15 protein-coding genes are annotated in these 15,061 nt (G+C 70.8%); 9 read left to right on the plus strand and 6 right to left on the minus strand.

All coding sequences use genetic code 11. From position 1 onward, the window contains the following. Positions 1-6 precede the first annotated feature (6 nt). Positions 7-708, minus strand: a complete 702-nt coding sequence (gene cpaB / locus ACFXDJ_RS08395) for a Flp pilus assembly protein CpaB (protein WP_384652074.1) — start codon at positions 706-708, stop codon at positions 7-9. Positions 709-750: 42 nt separating this feature from the next. Then, entirely contained in the window at positions 751-1,728 is a 978-nt protein-coding gene (locus ACFXDJ_RS08400; RefSeq protein ID WP_384848454.1) for a hypothetical protein, read from the minus strand. A gap of 342 nt (positions 1,729-2,070) precedes the next feature. On the opposite strand from ACFXDJ_RS08400, the gene ACFXDJ_RS08405 reads away from it, so the two are divergent. Next, complete coding sequence (locus ACFXDJ_RS08405; RefSeq protein WP_384848457.1) at positions 2,071-3,774, plus strand: chitinase; 1,704 nt, start codon at positions 2,071-2,073, stop codon at positions 3,772-3,774. Positions 3,775-3,904: 130 nt separating this feature from the next. Continuing rightward, positions 3,905-5,242, plus strand: a complete 1,338-nt coding sequence (locus tag ACFXDJ_RS08410; protein ID WP_384652080.1) for a M14 family metallopeptidase — start codon at positions 3,905-3,907, stop codon at positions 5,240-5,242. A gap of 96 nt (positions 5,243-5,338) precedes the next feature. Here ACFXDJ_RS08410 and ACFXDJ_RS08415 read toward each other — a convergent pair whose 3' ends face one another. Continuing rightward, entirely contained in the window at positions 5,339-5,773 is a 435-nt protein-coding gene (locus ACFXDJ_RS08415) for a RidA family protein (protein WP_384848460.1), read from the minus strand. Further along, the gene (locus ACFXDJ_RS08420; protein WP_384652084.1) at positions 5,770-6,534 is read right to left on the minus strand and encodes an IclR family transcriptional regulator; all 765 of its coding nucleotides are present in this window, start codon (positions 6,532-6,534) and stop codon (positions 5,770-5,772) included. Before ACFXDJ_RS08420 ends, ACFXDJ_RS08415 begins: the two co-directional genes overlap by 4 nt. Before the next feature lie 123 nt (positions 6,535-6,657). Between ACFXDJ_RS08420 and ACFXDJ_RS08425 the strand changes: the two genes are divergently transcribed. The 4 genes from ACFXDJ_RS08425 (at position 6,658) to ACFXDJ_RS08440 (ending at position 10,860) form a co-directional block, all read left to right on the plus strand. Next, entirely contained in the window at positions 6,658-7,944 is a 1,287-nt protein-coding gene (locus ACFXDJ_RS08425) for an alanine racemase (RefSeq protein WP_384848463.1), read from the plus strand. Between the two features lie 4 nt (positions 7,945-7,948). Next, entirely contained in the window at positions 7,949-9,529 is a 1,581-nt protein-coding gene (locus ACFXDJ_RS08430; protein ID WP_384652088.1) for an amidohydrolase family protein, read from the plus strand. Positions 9,530-9,560: 31 nt separating this feature from the next. Further along, positions 9,561-10,571 carry a YdcF family protein gene (locus tag ACFXDJ_RS08435; RefSeq protein ID WP_384652090.1) on the plus strand — a complete coding sequence of 337 codons (1,011 nt, stop codon included), beginning with the start codon at positions 9,561-9,563 and terminating at the stop codon, positions 10,569-10,571. 94 nt (positions 10,572-10,665) lie between these two features. Further along, the gene (locus tag ACFXDJ_RS08440; protein WP_384652092.1) at positions 10,666-10,860 is read left to right on the plus strand and encodes a hypothetical protein; all 195 of its coding nucleotides are present in this window, start codon (positions 10,666-10,668) and stop codon (positions 10,858-10,860) included. Between the two features lie 80 nt (positions 10,861-10,940). Here ACFXDJ_RS08440 and ACFXDJ_RS08445 read toward each other — a convergent pair whose 3' ends face one another. Further along, positions 10,941-11,357 (minus strand): hypothetical protein, encoded by a 417-nt coding sequence (locus ACFXDJ_RS08445; RefSeq protein WP_384652094.1) that lies wholly within the window; start codon positions 11,355-11,357, stop codon positions 10,941-10,943. A gap of 187 nt (positions 11,358-11,544) precedes the next feature. Between ACFXDJ_RS08445 and ACFXDJ_RS08450 the strand changes: the two genes are divergently transcribed. Next, positions 11,545-12,756, plus strand: a complete 1,212-nt coding sequence (locus ACFXDJ_RS08450; RefSeq protein ID WP_384848466.1) for a serine/threonine-protein kinase — start codon at positions 11,545-11,547, stop codon at positions 12,754-12,756. A 6-nt stretch (positions 12,757-12,762) separates the two neighbouring features. On the opposite strand, the gene ACFXDJ_RS08455 is transcribed toward ACFXDJ_RS08450, so the two are convergent. Further along, a complete protein-coding gene (locus ACFXDJ_RS08455) occupies positions 12,763-13,239 on the minus strand; it encodes an Appr-1-p processing protein (RefSeq protein WP_384848469.1) in 477 nt (158 codons plus the stop codon). Between the two features lie 314 nt (positions 13,240-13,553). Between ACFXDJ_RS08455 and ACFXDJ_RS08460 the strand changes: the two genes are divergently transcribed. Further along, complete coding sequence (locus tag ACFXDJ_RS08460) at positions 13,554-14,765, plus strand: PTS transporter subunit EIIC (RefSeq protein WP_384652106.1); 1,212 nt, start codon at positions 13,554-13,556, stop codon at positions 14,763-14,765. Between the two features lie 2 nt (positions 14,766-14,767). Continuing rightward, positions 14,768-15,007 (plus strand): DUF977 family protein, encoded by a 240-nt coding sequence (locus tag ACFXDJ_RS08465; RefSeq protein ID WP_384652100.1) that lies wholly within the window; start codon positions 14,768-14,770, stop codon positions 15,005-15,007. Positions 15,008-15,061 lie beyond the last annotated feature (54 nt).

Here is a 15,061-nt window from a genome sequence, read left to right on the forward strand (position 1 = left end):
CGCGGCTCACCTATCGCCTTCGAGGGTGTAGAAGTGGTCGGCCGGGTTGGGAGTCGAATCGGTGCCGGGGGCCACCAGGGCCAGGCGGACGTGCTCCGCGAAGGACTCCGCGTAGGCGACGCGCTGGGTGTCCTTGGTGTTCAGGGCGAAGGTGATCGGGACGGCCTCGGCGGGGCCCTTCTTGTCGCTGTCCTTGTCCAGGGCCGTGAGCCTGCCGACGTTGATGACGCGGGCGTTGGCCACCATGACCACCGCGACGTCGGGGTCGGTGGGCTTCTTGCCCTTGAAGGTGCCCAGGATGTTGACCTTGGCGCCGGGGGTGATCTTGCCCGCCACGCCCGTGGAAGCGTCGATCATGATGGCGATCTCCTGCTCGCCGGCCTGGAGCTTCGGCTTGTCGACGAACATGTCGCTCTGGAGCAGCGAGCCCTTCTTCAGGGCGGTGAGCGCCATCTTGTCCTTGACCGCTCCGAGGTCGGTGACGGCCGTGTCGGACAGCCACCGCTGGGGGACCTTGACCTCCTCGAACTGGCCGGCCGTCAGCGGGGTGTACGGGGTTATGTCGCCCTTCACGCGGTACGCGACGACCTCGGCCCCGACCTTGGAGTTGACGTCGCCGATGACGACGAGGACTCCGCCGAAGGCGGCGACGGCGCACAGGACCGACAGGATCAGCAGGATGACGCCGCGGCGCTGGCGTGAGTTCATCGCGGTACTACCTCGCCGTTCTTCGTTCGTTCGAGCCGGTCATCATCGGAGTCTGGATCTGGAGCGGGTGGCCGGGGCGGAGCCCGCCGCCACCGGGGCCGCCGCCGGCTGCTGCGCCGGGGGCGGTGCGATGAGCGGGGCCGCGCAGAAGCCACAGCGGTCGCCGATGAGTTCGAAGCCGCACCAGCGGCACTCCTCGCGGCGGACCGAGGCGACGAGCTGGTAGAGGACCGAGGGGTCCGGGATGGCGGCGGCGAACTCGACCAGCTTCGGCGTGGCCCACCAGGCGGGCGAGTCGGCCGGCAGCGGGTTCTCCATGACGCCCTGGACCTTCCAGGCGGGGGCCAGCTCGGAGACCACCCAGTCGGAGGTGAGCTGGCCGCGGGCGAAGGTGAGGTGGGTGGCGAAGTCGGGCCCCGCGGGCAGACCCGCCCCGCCACCGTGCGCCCCGCCGTGCCCGCCGCCGTGCCCACCGCCGTGCGCGCCGCCGCCCGATCCGGATCCCGAGCCGAGTTTGGCCAGGTACGGAGCCGGGTTCGCCAGGACGGCGAACTGGGCGTTCGGCGACCAGGACTTGGCGTGCGCCCCCAGCCCGACGGGGACCCGGTCCAGCTTGGCGACCGAGCCGAGCAGTGCGCCCGCGTAGATGTAGTGGGCGAGCAGCCGGGCGGCGGAGGCGAGGACCCCGGGGCTGAAGTCGCAGACGCTGAGCTGGCGCAGCTGACGTACCAGCAGGGCGGTGGCCAGCGGGGGGAGATCGATGTCGACCAGCGCGATCCGGTCGGTCTCCAGGATGGCCCGAACGGTGTGCAGGCGCCGGGCCTCGGAGGCCGGGAGCCAGGTCGGTACGAGGACCACGAGGTGGCCGTGGCGCTCCAGCAGGGCGGCCGTCTGGGCGAGCGCGCCCTCCAGGTCGAGCTCGTGCGGCGGCGCCAGCACGGTGGCCGCCGGAGTGTGCCGGTCCGGGGCCGGCAGCACCAGATCGGCACTGGTGACAGCAATGGCGGTCGGCACGCGCATCCCCCCGTTCACCCGGTACTCCACGGGCGTTCCCCTGACCGGCGTGCGTGCGCGCATGCTGCGCGACCGCAAACGATCAACACCCTTCCCCCTTGCCCCAGCACCATATCCGCGTCCTTCCTGACAGGGCAGGGCCTTGCGAATTCCCGTGCCGCGGGCACGTGTCACAGGTGGCGGGAAATACGGACAACCGGGAGCGGAAGGGGCCGGGCCGTTCGATCGGTTCAAGCCATATCGCAAACACCCTTGACAGGATGATTGGACTAGACCAACTTGGCGGCGGGGCACCCCACATGCCCTCTGACGCGCACCTCACATCCCCACTCCCCCCACGGAGCCCACGTGAACCGCATACGTTCCCTCGCCATCCCGCTCGCCGTCACCCTCGCCGCCGGCGGCCTCACCACCCTTGCCACCGGCACCGCGCAGGCCGCCGACGTGAACGTCGTCCGCAACGGAGGCTTCGAGTCCGGCCTCGCCAACTGGACGTGCACCTCCGGCAGCGGCGCGATCGTCTCCTCCCCCGTCTTCGCGGGGGCCGCCGCCCTCAAGGCCACCCCGGCGGGCCAGGACAACGCCCAGTGCAGCCAGACCGTCACGGTCAAGCCGAATTCGACGTACACGCTGAGCGAGCAGGTCAACGGCTCGTACGTGTACATCGGCGCGACCGGGACCGGCACCCAGGACGTCTCCACCTGGACCCCCGGCACCGGCGGCGGCTTCCAGAAGCTGTCCACCACCTTCACCACCGGCCCGAGCACCACCCAGGTCACCGTCTGGACGCACGGCTGGTACGGCCAGCCGGGCTACGTGGTCGACGAGTTCAGCGTCTTCGGCCCCGACGGCGGAGGCGGCACGGACCCCGCACCGACCGTTCCCGGCGCCCCGGCCGGCACCGCCGTTTCCGGCCAGAGCGCGAGCGGGCTCACCCTTTCGTGGAACGCGGTCAGCGGCGCCACCGGGTATTACGTGTATCAGGACGGCGTCCGCGTCCAGACCGTAACCTCGGGCACCTCCGCCCAGATCACCGGGCTCACCGCGTCGACCTCGTACTCGTTCCAGGTGAGCGCGTACAACGCGGCCGGCGAGGGCGCGAAGGCGGCGGCCGTCACCGGCACCACCACGAGCGGCGGGGGCGGCAACCCGAACCCGAACCCGGCGGTGCCCAAGCACGCGCTGACGGGCTACTGGCAGAACTTCAACAACGGCGCGACCGTCCAGAAGATCTCCGACGTGTCCTCCCAGTACGACATCATCGCCGTCTCCTTCGCCGACGCCACGAGCACGCCGGGCGGCATCGCCTTCAACCTCGACTCGGCCGGCCTCGGCGGCTACACGGTCGCCCAGTTCAAGGCCGACATCGCCGCGAAGAAGGCGGCCGGCAAGTCCGTCGTCCTCTCCATCGGCGGCGAGAAGGGCACCATCTCGGTCAATGACGCGACGGCCGCGAACAACCTGGCGAACTCCGCGTACGCGCTGATGCAGGAGTACGGCTTCAGCGGCATCGACATCGACCTGGAGAACGGCCTGAACCCCACCTACATGACCCAGGCGCTGCACTCGCTCGCGTCGAAGGCGGGCTCCTCCTTCGTCCTGACCATGGCCCCGCAGACCATCGACATGCAGTCGACCCAGGGCGGCTACTTCAAGACGGCGCTGGCCGTGAAGGACGTCCTGACCGTCGTCAACATGCAGTACTACAACAGCGGCTCGATGAACGGCTGCGACGGCAACGTCTACTCCCAGGGCTCGGTGGACTTCCTCACCGCACTGGCCTGCATCCAGTTGGAGGGCGGCCTCGACCCCTCGCAGGTGGGCATCGGCGTCCCGGCCTCACCGAGCGGCGCGGGCAGTGGCTACGTCTCCCCGACCATCGTGAACAACGCGCTGGACTGCCTGACCAAGGGCACCGGCTGCGGGAGCTTCAAGCCGTCGAAGACGTACCCCGGACTGCGCGGGGCGATGACCTGGTCGACCAACTGGGACGCCAAGGCGGGTAGCGCTTGGTCCAACTCGGTGGGTCCGAAGGTCCACGGCCTGCCGTAGGCGGTAGGTGTGTGGGGGTGGCCGGACACCGGGATTTTTGGCTGGTTTGCATTTCTTGACCCGGACATGCCACGAGAGCACGCTGTGCGCATCCGCACGGCTACCCCCACACTCCCACCCAGGAGAACGCATGCGGCTCCAACACCGCCGGAGGGCCGCCGTCACGGCGGCCCTTCTCGCACTCGCGCTCGGCGCACCCGCCTACGGCATGAGCGCGACGGCAGCCCCGCCCCCCACCCCGTCCACCGCCACCCAGGACGAGTCGATCACCCAGTACGAGATCCAGGGCCCGTCCACGCCGGCCGAACGCACCGCCCTGCTCCGCACCGGCGCCTCGATCGACGAGGTGGACGCCCGCTCGGTCGTCGTCAGCGCCGACCCCGCGCAGGCCAGGAGCCTGCGCGCGCTCGGCTACAAGCTGACCGCCCTGCCCGGGCCCCCGGACCGCTCCGACGGGCGCGGCGTCGCCACCGGAGCCGCCGACTTCCCTTCGGCGGACTCGAATTACCACAACTACGCCGAGATGAGCGCGGAGATCGACCAGCGCGTCGCCCAGTACCCCTCGATCATGAGCAAGCAGGTCATCGGGAAGTCGTACCAGGGCCGGGACATCGTCGCCATCAAGATCAGCGACAACGTCGGGACCGACGAGGACGAGCCCGAGGTCCTGTTCACCCACCACCAGCACGCGCGCGAGCACCTGACGGTGGAGATGGCCCTGTACCTGCTCAAGGAGTGGGGCTCCAAGTACGGCACCGACCCGCGCATCACCAACATGGTCAACAGCCGGGAACTCTGGATCATCCCCGACCTCAACCCGGACGGCGGCGAGTACGACATCGCGAGCGGCTCGTACCGCTCGTGGCGCAAGAACCGCCAGCCGAACAGCGGCTCCTCGGCCGTCGGCACCGACCTGAACCGCAACTGGGACTACAAGTGGGGCTGCTGCGGCGGCTCCAGCTCCAGCAAGAGCTCCGAGACCTACCGGGGTCCGTCGGCCGCGTCGGCGCCCGAGGTCAAGGTGGTCTCGGACTTCGTACGCAGCCGCGTGGTCGGCGGCAAGCAGCAGATCAAGGCCGCCATCGACTTCCACACGTACAGCGAGCTCGTGCTGTGGCCGTTCGGGTGGACGTACAACGACACGGCGCCCGGAATGACCGCGGACGACCTGGCCGTGTACAAGAAGATCGGCACCAGCATGGCGGCCAGCAACGGCTACACGCCGGAGCAGTCGAGCGACCTGTACATCACGGACGGGACGATCGACGACTGGCTGTGGGGCAACCAGAAGATCTTCGCCTACACCTTCGAGATGTACCCGACGGACTCCGGCAGCAGCGGCTTCTACCCGCCGGACGAGGTCATCGACCGCGAGACCTCGCGGAACAAGGACGCGGTGCTCCAGCTGCTGGAGAACGCGGACTGCATGTACCGGTCGATCGGGAAGGCAGCGCAGTACTGCACCTGACGGACCGACGGACTGACGGACTAACGGACTGACGGACCGTACGGGGCGCCCCACCGCCAGGGGGGCGCCCCTCCGCCCGGGGCCCCTGCGCCCGGCTCAGGCGGCGGGGTCGAGGACCGCGAGGGCGTCGACCTCGATCAGCAGGCCGGCCGGCAGGCCCACATAGACGGTGGTGCGGGCGGCCGGGGCCTCTTTCAGACCCTGCTCCTCAAAGTAGGTCCCGTAGATGCCGTTCATCTCTTCAAAGTGATCCGTGTCCGTCAGGTACACGCGGATCATCATCACGTCGTCCCAGCTCGCGCCGCCCGCCTCCAGGACGGAGCGGACGTTCTCCAGCGTCTGGAGGGTCTGCTCGCGCAGCGTGGGACCGGCGGGGGTGGGCGGCTGCCCGTCCACGTGCGGGAGGAAGCCGACCTGGCCGGCGACCTGGAGGATGTTGCCCTTGCGCACCCCGTGCGAGAACTTCGCGGGGGGCGTGGTGTGGGTACCGGGGGTGATGGCGATCTTGCCGGTGGAGATCTTGTCGGTCATGACCGGTCTTCCTGTGCGGGGCCCGAGCCTGAGTACTCGCGGCCGATGGTGTCGGCGGTCTGCCGGACGAGCGGGAGCAGTTCGAGCAGCCCCTCGGCGGAGACGACCACGCCGGGGGCGGAGACGGACATCGCGGCGACCACGCGTCCGCCGGGTCCGCGGATCGGGGCGGCCAGGCAGTTCAGGGCCTCTTCGTGACCCCCCAGATCGGTGGCCCAGCCCTGCGCCCGTACGAGGTCCAGCTCGCGGAGGTACGCGGCGGCGTCGGGGGTCGAGCGGGAGGTGTAGGCCGGGTACTCGATCCGGTGCGCGAGGGCGAGCCGCTCGGCTTCGGGGAGGTCGGCGATCAGCAGCTTCGCCACCGCCGCGACGGTCAGCGGCACGGGCCGGCCGATGCGCGAGTACATCCGGACCGGATAGCGGCTGTCGACCTTGTCGATGTAGACGACCTCGTCGTCCTGGTGCAGAGCCAGGTGCACGGTGTGGCCGGTGGTGCGGTTGAGCTCGACCAGATGCGGATGCGCGACCTCGCGCACATCGAGGTTCTCGACGGACTCCGCGGCCAGCGCGAAGAGGGAGGCCCCGAGCCGGTAGCGGCCGTCCCCCTGCCGGTACACGAAGCCGTGCTCGTGCAGGGTCCGCAGCAGCCGCAGGGCGGTGCTCTTGTGCACGCCGAGCAGCTCGGCGACCTCGCCGAGCCCGGCCGGGCCCTTGGCCAGGGCGGGCAGGATCCGCAGCGCCCGTTCCACGGACTGGCTCACGCCGCGCCCTCCGTTCCCGCCGGGCCCGTTGACCCGCCGTCATCCGGGATGTTAGACAGCATGCAGCGTTACACGCAACGACCGTTGCGACATGCGCAACGTCACGCCCCGGGAGGCACGTACATGCCCAGCGACCCCGTCCAGGCCCTCGCCCAGGAGCCGGTCGACCACCGGTTCAAGGGCCTCCCCCCGGACGCCGAGCACGCGGGCCTCACCGTCGGGGAGCTCACCGCCCAGCGGCGGGACCTCTTCTCCGGCGGGTTCACCACCCCCGTCCTCACCCTCGACGCCGACGCGCTGAGCCACAACCTCGCCGCCCTCAAGGCGTACACCGAGCGCCACGGCCTCGCCTTCGCCCCGCACGGCAAGACCTGCATGGCCCCCCAGCTGTTCCACCGTCAGCTCGACCAGGGCGCGTGGGGCATCACCGCCGCCGTCCCCCACCAGGCCCGCGTCTACCGCGCCTTCGGCATCCAGCGGATCTTCCTCGCCAACGAGCTGGTCGACGCCGCCGCCCTGCGCTGGGTCGCCGCCGAGCTCGTCGCCGACCCCGGCTTCCGGTTCGTCTGCTACGTGGACTCCGTGCGCGGGGTCGAGCTCATGGACCTGGCCCTGCGGGGACAGGGTGCGGTCGTGGACGTGGTGGTCGAGCTCGGCGCCGGCGAAGGCGCCCGCACGGGGGCCCGTACCGACGAGGACTGCCGGGCCGTCGCCGACGCCGTGGCCCGCGCCGGCACGCTGCGCCTGGTCGGCATCGCCGGGTACGAGGCCGAAGTCCCCGGCGCCGAACCGGAGTCCGTGCACGCGTACCTGCGCCGCCTGACCGGGCTGGCCGTCGAGTTCGACAAGGCCGGGCGGTTCCCCGCCGGCCTGGACGAGATCGTGGTCAGCGCCGGCGGCTCCGCCTGGTTCGACGCCGTCGCCGACGTCTTCGCCGAGCTCCCGGAGCTGTCGCGGCCGGTGCTCAAGCTGCTGCGCTCGGGCGCGTACGTCTCGCACGACCACGGCTGGTACACCCGCCTGACCCCCTTCAACCGGATCCCGGAGGAGGGCGCTCTGCGCCCCGCGTTCCGGCTCTGGGCACAGGTCGTCTCCCGCCCCTCCCCCACCCAGGCGTTCGTCAACGCCGGCAAGCGCGACATCGCCTACGACCTGGGCCTGCCCGAGGTGGAGCTCCTGCGCGATCCGGTGACCGGCACCGAACGGACCCCGGCCGCAGGCTCCGTCCGCGTCACCAAGCTCTCCGACCAGCACGCCTGGCTGGAGACCGAATCCGCGGACGACCTCCAGGTCGGCGACTGGGTGGCGCTCGGCATGTCCCACCCGTGCACGATCTTCGAGAAGTGGCCGCTGATCCCGGTGGTGGAGAGCGACGGCACGGTCGGCGAGTACGTCCGGACGTTCTTCTAGAGCCGTGGACCTGGTCATCCGGGGGGCCCGCGTCGTCGACGGCACGGGCGGGCCCTCCTACACCGCCGATGTCGGCGTCCACGAGGGCCGGATCGTCGAGCTGGGCAGGATCCGCGGCGGCGGGCGGGAGACCCTCGACGCCCACGGGCTCGTCCTGGCCCCCGGTTTCGTGGACATGCACGCCCACAGCGACCTCGCGCTGCTCCGCGATCCGGACCACAGCGCGAAGGCCGCCCAGGGCGTGACCCTCGAAGTCCTCGGGCAGGACGGCCTGTCGTACGCCCCCGTGGACGACCGGACCCTGACCGAGGTGCGGGCCGCCATCGCCGGCTGGAACGGCGCGCCGCCCGGCACCACGGACATCGACTTCGACTGGCGGGACGTGGGCGGCTACCTCGACCGCCTCGACGCGCGGGGCATCGCGGTCAACGCCGCCTACCTCGTCCCCCAGGGCACCGTCCGCGCCCTCGCCGTCGGCTGGGGCGACCGCCCGGCGACCCCCGCCGAGCTCGACCGGATGCGCGCGCTCGTCGCCGAGGGCCTCGCGCAGGGCGCCGTGGGCATGTCCTCCGGGCTCACCTACACGCCCGGCATGTACGCGTCCGGCGCCGAGCTGACGGAGCTGTGCCGGGTGGTGGCCTCGTACGGCGGCTACTACTGCCCGCACCACCGCTCCTACGGCCGCGGGGCGCTCGCCGCCTACGCCGAGATGGTCGAGCTGACCCGCGAGGCCGGCTGCGCACTGCACCTCGCGCACGCCACGATGAACTTCGGCGAGAACGAGGGCCGGGCGGGCGAGCTCCTCGCCCTCCTCGACGGGGCCCTCGCCTCCGGCGCCGACATCACCCTCGACAGCTACCCGTACACCCCCGGCTGCACCACCCTCGTGGCCCTCCTGCCCAGCTGGGCGAACGAGGGCGGGCCGGACGTCGTCCTCGCCCGGCTGGGCGACGACGCGGAGGCCGAGCGGATCCGGTACGCGCTGGAGGTGGAGGGGGCGGACGGCTGCCACGGGGTCCCGGTCGACTGGTCGACGATCGAGATCGCCGGAACCACGGATCCGGCCTACGGGGCGTACGTCGGGACGCGCCTGCCCGACTGGGAGACCGCCCGGCGGCTGCTGCTGGACGACCGGCTCGGGCCGAGCATCCTCCAGCACGTGGGGCACGAGGAGAACGTACGGGCGATCATGCGCCACCCGATCCACACGGGCGGCTCGGACGGCATCCTGCAAGGGGCGAAGCCGCACCCCCGGGCGTACGGCACCTTCCCGCACTACCTCGGGCACTACGTGCGCGAGCTGGGCGTTCTCTCCCTGGAGGAGTGCATCGCGCATCTCTCGGGCCGCCCGGCGGCCCGGCTGCGGCTGCCCGACCGGGGAATCGTCCGGGTGGGCCACCGCGCGGACCTCGTCCTGTTCGATCCGCTGACGGTCGCCGCCGGGTCGACGTACGAGCGTCCGCGCGCCCTGCCGACCGGGATTCCGCACGTCCTGATCGACGGCCGCTTCGTGATGCGCGACGGCCGCAGGACGGACGTCCTGGCCGGGCGCGCCATCCGCCGGACACCGTACGGAGGCCGCTAGATATTCATACTTCCCACCTACGATGAGCGGCATGTACGCCTTTGTCCCCGCCGCCCTTTTTCTCGCCCTCTTCGGCGCGAGCGTCCGGGCCGACCGCCGACGCTTCCGCAACGCGGTCTACCTGGGCATCACCTTCATATTCGCGTCCATCGGCCTGCTCACCCTGGTGCCGAACCTTCCCCACGGCCTCGGCGGGATCATCGTCGCGCTGGTCTTCCTGGTCCCCGCGCTCGGCACGGTCGCACTCGGCGTCTTCCTGATCGGCAACGGCCTGACGATGGTCCGCAAGGAGGGCCGCCGCCCGGCCAACCTGCTCTCCTTCATGGCGGGGATCGGGATCTTCGCCCTGATCGCGTTCGTTCTGACCCTGGGCAACCAGGGCTCCCAGATGTGGGACGCGATCGTGGGAGGCGTGGTCTTCCTCACCGGGTACGTCTCCTTCCTCTTCCTCTGCTTCCTCGCCTACGCCTACCTCTACGGCCGGATCAAGGTGCGCGGGGACGTGGACTACGTGGTGATGCTGGGCTCGGGCCTGATCGGCGGCGACCGCGTCCCGCCGCTGCTGGCCTCCCGGCTGCGCAAGGGCATGGAGATCCACGACGCCCAGATCGCGCGCGGCGGCCGCGTGCCGCTCCTGCTGACCTCGGGCGGCAGGGGACCGGACGAGAAGCTCGCCGAGGCGCGGGCGATGGCCGACTGGCTGATCGCGCAGGGCGTGCCGGAGGAGCACGTACGGCTGGAGGACCGTTCCCGTACGACGGAGGAGAACCTCGGATTCAGCCGCGAGATCATGCTCGCCGGCGATCCCGGCTACCGCTGCGTGGTGGTCACCAACAACTTCCACGCCTTCCGCGCCGCGATGACGGCCCGCAAGGCCGGGGTGAACGGGCAGGTCCTGGGCTCGCCGACGGCGAAGTACTTCTGGCCGAGCGCGACGATCCGCGAGTTCGTCGCGGTGTTCTGGGAGCACAAGACCGTCAACCTCGGCATCTGCGGCGCGATCATCGCCCTGACGGCGACGCTGGCGGTCAACGCCGCCTGAGGCACGGGCCCGGGGTGCGGTCCGGTCCCGAAGTGCGTTCATGGCGGCGCGGTCGGAGGATGGGGCCAGGGGGCGGCACCAGGAGGAGGCAGCGATGGACAGTGAAGCGGCGGACCAGCAGCCCAAGACCAAGCGCCCGGCCCAGCTCTTCTCAGGAAGCGAGCGCCCGTACGACCCCGAGGACCTCGTCATGGCGAGCGGCCGGGACGTGACTCCGGAGCGGGTCAAGAAGGCCCGCGAAATGATGGAGAAGGAAGGCCCGGCGGCCATCGAACGCTACCTCCCGTAGGTACGGCTCAGGTGCGGGGCCCGCTGCGCGCGCAGCGGACCCCGCTGCGCCGTGCCGCGCCCGCTGACCGCCGCCGCCGGTCAGCCGATGCGCTTGTAGGTGCAGGTGAAGGCGGCCCCGCCGACCGAGAAGACCTTCGCCATGCCCTCGGCCGCGGGGTTCCACACGACGGTGATCGCGCCGCCCCCTGCCAGGAGGTCCACCTCCACCAGCCCCTGATCCTCGTCCCAGGTGAAGGTGGTCTCCGCGTCGAGCTCGGCCTCGTTCTTCCAGCCGAACCCCGCCCCGAGCTCGAACTCCTGGATGATGGTCCGCAGGGCGGTCCGCACCTTCAGCCGGTAGCCCGTCCCGGTCGCCGTGAACTCGTCCACCGGCGCGGCACTCGCCGCCAGGGCCCGCTGGGCCAGGCCCATGCCGACCGCTCTGAGGTACGCGTCGTAGTGCTCCGGCGAGGTCAGCTCAAACTTGCCGATGAGATGTGGAATGTCTGCTGCCATAGGTTCCACTCCTACCGAAACCGCAGGTCAGACGGCAAATGGGGGTGGCCGGAAACCGAATGGTGACACCACCGGATATGAGGTGACGTGTGCCACCGGATTGATTTCATCGCCACCGATTCGTCCGGAACCGAAACGGCCGGAATCTCGTGTCACTCGTTGGAGTGATGAGGGAGGCGTTCGGGGGATGGACTTCGGTGGGGGCCTGCCGGTCCGGATCGGCCACTACACCGTGGAGCGGGAGCTCGGCGCGGGCGGGATGGGAATCGTCTACCTGGCGCGCTCGCGCGGTGGCCGGGCCGTGGCCGTCAAGGTCGCCCGTCCCGAGCTGGCGCTCGACCCCCGGTTCCGCGAGCGGTTCCGGGCCGAGGTCGCGGCGGCCCGGAAGGTCGGGGGGTTCCACACCGCTCAGGTCGTGGACGCCGACGCCGACGCGGATCCGCCCTGGCTCGCCACCGCGTACGTCCCCGGCCCCACCCTCTCCGCGCTGCTCTCGGCGGAAGGCCCCATGGACGAGGCACGGCTTCGGCAGCTCGCCGCCGCACTGGCCGAGGCGCTCGAAGCGATCCATGCCGGCGGCCTGGTCCACCGGGACCTCAAGCCCGGCAACATCATCATGGCCGACGACGGGCCCCGGGTGCTCGACTTCGGCATCGCGCGAGCGGTCGAGTCGACGCACCTCACCACGACCGGATCGGCCTTCGGGACCCCGGGATTCCTGGCCCCCGAACAGGCCATGGGCCTTGAGGTCACCGGCGCCGCGGACGTGTTCGCCCTCGGCGCGGTACTGGTGGCGGCAGCCGGCGGCAGCGCGTTCGGCGGGGGCACGCCGATGGGGCTGATGTACCGCTCGGTCCACGAGCCGGCCGACCTCTCCCGAGTGCCCGCGGGCATGCGCCCGGTGGTCTCCGCCTGCCTGGCGAAGGACCCGGCGCACCGGCCCACCCCGCTCGGGCTGCTCGACCTGCTGGTGCCGTCGGTGGCGTCGGCCCCGCCCACCGTGGCCGCCGCGCCGGAAACAGCGTGGACGACCCGCGGGGGCGCGAGGGACGAAGACGGGGACGACGCGGACAACGAGGACGACGTAGACGACGCGGACGACGTACTCGACAGGTACGCCGTGGACGAGAGGGACGCCGCGTTCATCGCCGCGGACGAGACGAGCAGCGTCGTCATGGACGGCGACGGTGTCGTACTCGATTCCGACAAGCGGAACGTCCAGTTCGCCTGGAACGAGATCCGGGCGGTGGAGCACGCGGTCGAATCCCCGAACCAGCTCAAGATAAGCGTCGTGCGCCACGACGGCGCGAGGTTCCACTGCCGGGTGGACGCCCGACGGCCGGCGGTGCTCCAGGAGTGGTCGGACCGGCTGGAGTACGTCCTCGCCCTCTTCGGATGAGACGGCCTAGTCGAAGTCGTAGACCGTGACGGGTATGCCCTTCGCGCACAGCCGGTCGCTGATCAGGGGTTCGACGCGGGACCATTTGCCGCCCGCCAGGCCGCAGCCGATGCGGGGCATGTGGACCGAGGCGTCCAGCCCGGCGGCGTGGCCGGCCAGGGCGGCCAGGCAGCGGTCGATCGCCTCGTAGCGGACGGGCGGGCCCGCGCTGCCGGTGCGGATGCCCCGCTGGCCGATCATGTTCGCGACCCAGGTGTCCGGAAGGACCTGGACGAGCTGGACCGCGCCGAGCGCGAAGTCGTTCCCGCTGCGTCCCCGGTGCCAGGCCCGGAACTCGGCTTCCGGCCCGCTCCAGCGTTTCGAGAGCGCGAGTACGAAGCCCTTTCCCCAGCCCCCGAGGTCGTTGCAGACGTGCGCGATGATCTTCGGCCCCTTGGACTGCGGGCTGGTCGCGTCCCCCCGGACGAACTTCAGGTGCGTCATCGGCCCGACCCCCCTTCTCCCTCTTCGCGAAGGTACCCGGACCCGCTGACAACGCCGGAAGGCACCCGCTCCGAGGGGCTTGCGGCCCCACCCTCCGGGTCGTAGGTCCGCAGTCTGTCCGGGGACGGGTTTATGCGGTTTTAACCGTGTTACAACTGGAACACCGCGTCGCAAATGGCGCATTTTCCACCGCTGTTGCCCAGCCCACACAAGCGCTGCCTGCCTTGGCAACACACCCCGTTTCCTCTGGAGGAAGCACCGTGAGTACAGCCGAGCAGACGGCCACGTCTGCCCCGAAGAAGAACTCCGCCGCCATGGCGGTCATGCAGCGCCTCGGCCGCAGTCTCATGCTGCCGATCGCCGTGCTGCCGGCGGCCGCGCTGCTGATGCGCTTCGGCCAGGGCGACATGCTGGGCAGCAAGTCGCTGCCGAGCTGGTGCAACGAGATAGCCAAGTACATGGCCGCGGGCGGCGGCGCCATCTTCGACAACCTGGCCCTGCTCTTCGCCGTCGGCATCGCCGTCGGCTACGCGAAGAAGGCCGACGGTTCCACCGGCCTCGCGGCCGTCGCGGGCTACCTGGTCTTCTCGAAGGTGCTCGGCACCTTCACCGACGGCAACGTGCCGAAGATCGAGGCGGTCGTCGACCACAAGGTCGCCCTGGTCGAGGCCCCCGTCAACGCCGGCGTGCTCGGCGGTGTCGTGATGGGCATCATCGTCGCCCTGCTGTACCAGAAGTTCTACCGGACCAAGCTGCCCGACTGGGCGGGCTTCTTCGGCGGCCGCCGCCTCGTCCCGATCCTGTCCTCCCTGGCGGGTCTGGTCACCGGCATCGTCTTCGGCCTGATCTGGCCGGTCCTCGGCAAGGGCATCCACGGCTTCGGCGAGTGGCTGGTCAACTCCGGCTCCGTCGGCGCGGGCATCTTCGGCGTCGCCAACCGCGCGCTGATCCCCGTCGGCATGCACCACCTGCTGAACTCCTTCCCGTGGTTCCAGGCCGGCGAGTACAACGGCGCCCACGGCGACATCGCCCGCTTCCTCGCCGGTGACCCGAGCGCCGGGCAGTTCATGACCGGCTTCTTCCCGATCATGATGTTCGCCCTCCCGGCCGCCTGCCTCGCGATCGTCCACTGCGCCCGCCCCGAGCGCCGCAAGGTCGTCGGCGGCATGATGTTCTCCCTCGCGCTCACCGCCTTCGTCACGGGCATCACGGAGCCGATCGAGTTCACGTTCATGTTCATCGCCCCGGTGCTGTACGCGATCCACGCGGTCCTGACCGGTGTCTCCATGGCCCTGACCTGGTCCCTCGGCATGAAGGACGGCTTCGGCTTCTCGGCCGGCGCCATCGACTTCTTCCTCAACCTCGGCATCGCGTCCAACCCGTGGGGCCTGGCCGGCATCGGCCTCTGCTTCGCGGCGGTGTACTACTTCGTCTTCCGCTTCGCCATCACCAAGTGGAACCTCCCCACCCCGGGCCGCGAGTCCGACGAGGAGCTCGCCGAGATCCTGAAGGCCGAGGCGAAGTAACCGTGTCCGAGCTGCGCACTCCCGGCCGGGGGATGCCCCGCGAGGAACGGCGGGAGCTGATCGTCGGTGTGGCGCGGGCCGAAGGCCGGGTATGGGTCTCGGACCTCGTACGGGACCTGGGCGTCAGCCGGATGACGATCCACCGGGACCTCAAGCAGCTGGACGCCGAAGGCCGTCTGCTCCGGATCCGGTCCGGGGCGACCCCCCGGACCGGTCCGGCGGGCAGGAACCGGCCGGCCTGAGGGCCGACCGCCTCCGCCCACCGATGAAGCCCCGCGGTGGGCGCGCCACCCACG

The sequence above is a fragment of the Streptomyces sp. NPDC059443 genome (assembly GCF_042750105.1).
Lineage (GTDB): Bacteria > Actinomycetota > Actinomycetes > Streptomycetales > Streptomycetaceae > Streptomyces.